4 protein-coding genes are annotated in these 2,889 nt (G+C 43.0%); all 4 read right to left on the bottom strand.

Annotation, left to right across the window (positions count from 1 at the left end):
- Positions 1-341 (bottom strand): Abi family protein (locus IBX48_RS10080; protein ID WP_296834102.1); only part of this gene is annotated, 341 nt, incomplete at its 3' end.
- Positions 334-606 (bottom strand): sugar transferase, encoded by a 273-nt coding sequence (locus tag IBX48_RS10075; RefSeq protein WP_296834099.1) that lies wholly within the window; start codon positions 604-606, stop codon positions 334-336. The genes IBX48_RS10075 and IBX48_RS10080, both read right to left, overlap by 8 nt.
- A complete protein-coding gene (locus tag IBX48_RS10070) occupies positions 603-1,832 on the bottom strand; it encodes a glycosyltransferase family 4 protein (protein WP_296834096.1) in 1,230 nt (409 codons plus the stop codon). Before IBX48_RS10070 ends, IBX48_RS10075 begins: the two co-directional genes overlap by 4 nt.
- Positions 1,825-2,889, bottom strand: a 1,065-nt coding sequence (gene wecB / locus IBX48_RS10065) for a UDP-N-acetylglucosamine 2-epimerase (non-hydrolyzing) (protein WP_296834093.1), incomplete at its 5' end; no start/stop codon positions are given. The genes IBX48_RS10070 and wecB, both read right to left, overlap by 8 nt.

Raw genomic sequence — 2,889 nt, 5'->3', positions numbered from 1 at the left:
CCAAATGGACCATAAGTGTGAGCCATGTGATAAGTCATTTGAGTACGAATCGCAACCTCAATGCGCTCTAATCCATCCAGCACAAGGACACGAAGTTGGCGATCAAACTCATACAAACGCAAAACTTCATCAAAGTGCGTACCATCAACAAACTGATGACTTCGTTGCCCCAAACTATCGTGCACACGAAACGGAAACCAGTAGCTACTTAAACGATAATAATTAATAGATGATAGATAAGAGAGGGCGGTAGAATCATCATTAAAAGCCATGCCGCGCTGTTTAAGCAAAGCAAGTTGCTGTTCAAAACTAAGCGCCGCCTTACGATAAACTTCAGGCATAAGACACGGTTTTAGAGGCAATAAAAAACCGCCAAGGTTGCGCTTCTTCGATAGGCGTGGCGGTTATGTTGAGCCAATTATAACAATTTGCTAAAAAAAAGCAATGATCAGGCATCTTAAATTGACTACTCGTCGGGTCTGGTCGAACCTGCTTAAACAAAACCGGCGCACCCAACTTGGCCCGAACCAACACCGCTAGCACTACCAAAAACGGCAACAGCAGCAGGGTTAATAAAATTAGCGACACATCAAATACGCGTTTCACTCACTCAACACCTTGGCCAACTTTTCAGCCAGTTTTGCATAATCGTGATTTTGAATGGCATAGTTTCGGCCGTTTTGACCTAACTCGGTACGTTCTTGAGTTGACATGGCTTTTAGCTTTAAAACCGCTTCGGCTACAGCCTGTGGGTTTTCAGGTGGAACGGAAATACCTGCATCAGCCTTAACTACAAAATCAAAACTACCGGAATATGAGTGAACAATAGGTTTTGCAGACATCATATACTCTGGCAATTTATTCGGCGCAATACCAAATCTATAAATCGATTCATTTCGCCAACCAATAAAACACACATCAAACTGTTTCAACATAGTTTGAATTTGAGCTTTTTTAATAGGTTCGATAAAAATCACATTGTTTAAGGATTGTGCCTTTTCCACCAGGCATGGTTTTTCTTTGCCACCACCCACTAATACGAAAGCAATATCGGTTTGATCTTTTAGAATCTCTGCCGCTTCAATCAAGGTATCCAGTGCATTGGCAACACCCAGTGTTCCCGCATAACCCACAATGAATTTATCTTTTGGCAAGCTGTTTATCACACTCTCCGCAATTGGCTGAGTTTGCGAAACCTCGTCCAAATCAAAGCCATTTGGAATCCAGCTAAACTTAGCCTTATCCATACCTCGTTGCACCATGTGCTCAACAGCATTTGGCAAATTTGACAAAACCACATCAGAGTCACGGTAGGCTTTATCCTCCATCCACTGCATCAAACGGATAAAAGGATGTTTAGGCGAATAGCCACCCAACTCAACTAATGTCAGTGGCCAAATATCACGCACTTCAAACGCCAACTTAGCGTTAAATTTTCTGGCCAAACGCTGCGCACCAAGAAAAGGAATTAAAGATGGAGAGCTAAATAAAATCGCATCTGGCTTATCCACAATCACTTTGGGCAGTTTTGATAGCTTCCATGCAAACTTAAACCAGTTCAATACGCGTTTTTTGTCATGTGCATCACCATATTCAGGCACCTTGACCCACACAAATTTAAAGCCAGCCACATCTTCAATTTTGTATTCATCCTTTAAAGCTGGAGGTTTGCGCAACAAATGAGTATAACTTGCCGCAATCAAATAAACGGTGTGGCCTTGTTTTGCCAACTCTTTCGCCAAATAAAAATGTCGTCCTCCCATACCGGTTTCCGGCGTGGACGCATATTGGTTAATCAACCAAAATGTTTTTTGTTTTGTTGAATCAACCATTTAACAACTCCAATACAATTCGTTCGCTGGCTTTGCCACCACCGTACAGGTCTAATTTTGAGTTTTCAATGTTAAATTTTGAATGGTTTTTAAAAGCATCGAGGATTTTGGTTTTATCCGCGCCCACCAAAACATTTGCGCCCGCCTCTACCAACTCGACCCATTCGGTTTCATCACGCAAGGTAATACAAGGTTTAGCAAAAAAGTAAGCTTCTTTTTGCAGTCCGCCGCTGTCGGTCATCACAAAAGCACAATGATCAATTAACCACACCATATTGAGGTAGCCCACTGGGTCGATAATGGTTAGGTTTTGGATATTGATTTGTAATTCTTGAATAATCTTTTTAGTGCGTGGGTGTAAAGGCAAAACCACCTGTTGGTTTTCGGCTATTTCGTTTAAAGCTTCAAAAATGGCGCTTAAACGCTTGGGGTCATCGGTGTTTTCAGCGCGGTGGATCGTGCAAAGTACAAAATCATCCTTAATCACCAGGCCTGGTGGTTGCTCTGATAATGCCTGATAAAACATCGCGCCATCCTGCATAACATCGCCAGACAACAAAACCTTAGCATCCGTTTTCCAGTTATCAATGCCTTCCTTATTCAAATTATCCACCGCCGCTTGCGTTGGACAAAACAACATCGAACTAATCCTGTCTGTCAAAATACGGTTGACCTCTTCGGGCATACGCATATTAAACGAACGCAAACCAGCTTCAACATGAGCAATCTTGATATGCAATTTAGACGCGGCAATCGCACCGGCTAAAGTCGAGTTAGTATCGCCATACACCATCACCCAATCCGGCTTTTCTTGCACCAAGATTTCTTCAATTTTCTCGATCATCTGCCCGGTCATCGCACCATGGGTTTTACCGCCAATACCGAGAAAATAATCCGGCTTAGGAATTTGCATTTCCTCAAAAAACACATCGCTCATATTGGCATCATAATGCTGCCCAGTATGCACAATGACTTCGGTAATATCCGCACCCGCTTCACGCTGGCGAAGAATCTCACGACTGACCGAACCGGCCTTAATAAACTGCGGACGCGCGCC

It is taken from the genome of Thiomicrospira sp. (genome assembly GCF_014859555.1).
Lineage (GTDB): Bacteria > Pseudomonadota > Gammaproteobacteria > Thiomicrospirales > Thiomicrospiraceae > Thiomicrospira.
The sequence above is the reverse complement of the archived record's forward strand: the minus strand, read 5'-3'. Positions and strand labels throughout refer to the sequence as shown.